Below are 1,081 nucleotides of genomic sequence, written 5' to 3'. Positions count from 1 at the left end.
TGTTAATTCCGTGCAATCGACCAGGCAAGATGGAACCCATGCTGTCCGTCCTCCTCTTCGCCCTCGCCGGATTCCTGCTCGGCGGCGCGTACACGACCTGGAAGAACAACCGCCCGGTGGCGATCGGTTTGATCGTCGCCGCTGTCCTCGCGGGCCTCGGCGCCGCGCTCTGGCTGGAGTAGCAAGACTTTCGCAAGATCAGGGCAAGGCGAGGGCTGTTGGCTTGCCCACATGTTCACTTGGTATGTCGGCCTGCTCGCGCTCAGCGGCCTCGCGATGATCATCATGGCCAACGTCGACAACGGCCGCAGCCAGCTCTCGCGCGGGCTCAACGCAGTGTTCGGTATCGCGTTCCTCGGGTACGCGGGATACCTGTGGTTCGTGTTCGAAGGCGGCGACTACCTGATCTTCTTCCACGCGTTCATCCTGCCGGTGCTGCTCATCATCGACTTCGTGCGTTCGACGAACTGGCAGGCGCTGACCGACAAGCCCACCCCGACCCAGAAGGCCTTCCGCGAGTACTGGAAGGAACAGGATCGGCTGGAAAAGCGCTCAGCTCGTCGTGTGTAGCCGGAAGATCCTGACGTCCTCCGGGACGCCGCTCAGCGGCGCCGCCCAGAAGTTGCGCTTGTAGGGTTTGGCGACGACGCCCAGCTCCTCGAGGGTTTCCGGGCGCAGCGCGGCCAGCGTGACGCTGGAAATCATCGTGTTGCCGTTGCCGCCAGCCTCCATCATCCGGGCGGCGATGTTGACGTCGACGCCGAGCCAGTCGCCGCCGATCTCCCGGGGCGAGCCGGTGTGCAGGCCCACCCGCATACGCGGGGTGTAGCCGTTGATCTCGACCCCGGCGAGATTGCGCCGGGCCGCCAGCGCGGCGCGCACGGCACGATCGGGTGAGGAGAACACCGCCATCAGGCCATCGCCCATCCGCTTGACCACCTGACCGCCACGCTCGACGATCGGCGGCTCGATGGCCTTGGCGACCTTGCGCAGCAGTTCCTGCTCTATCTGGCAATGCTGAACGTCGTGCGGCTGGGCGAAGTGATGAGTATTCGCCGGATTCTTCGGGTCTATCCGTGGC

3 protein-coding genes are annotated in these 1,081 nt (G+C 64.9%); 2 read left to right on the top strand and 1 reads right to left on the bottom strand.

From position 1 onward, the window contains the following. A partial coding sequence (locus ACFWF3_RS36920) for a hypothetical protein (protein WP_379318899.1) occupies nt 1–182 on the top strand: 182 nt, incomplete at its 5' end. A 49-nt stretch (nt 183–231) separates the two neighbouring features. Then, on the top strand, nt 232–570 hold the full coding sequence (locus tag ACFWF3_RS36915; RefSeq protein WP_378996081.1) for a hypothetical protein: 339 nt from the start codon (nt 232–234) through the stop codon (nt 568–570). On the opposite strand, the gene ACFWF3_RS36910 is transcribed toward ACFWF3_RS36915, so the two are convergent. Continuing rightward, the coding region (locus ACFWF3_RS36910) for an adenylate/guanylate cyclase domain-containing protein (protein ID WP_379318897.1) at nt 553–1,081 on the bottom strand (529 nt) is incomplete at its 5' end. The genes ACFWF3_RS36915 and ACFWF3_RS36910 overlap by 18 nt on opposite strands.

The sequence above is a fragment of the Nocardia sp. NPDC060220 genome (assembly GCF_042727815.1).
GTDB lineage: Bacteria > Actinomycetota > Actinomycetes > Mycobacteriales > Mycobacteriaceae > Nocardia.
This window is presented reverse-complemented; position numbering and strand designations above follow the sequence as displayed.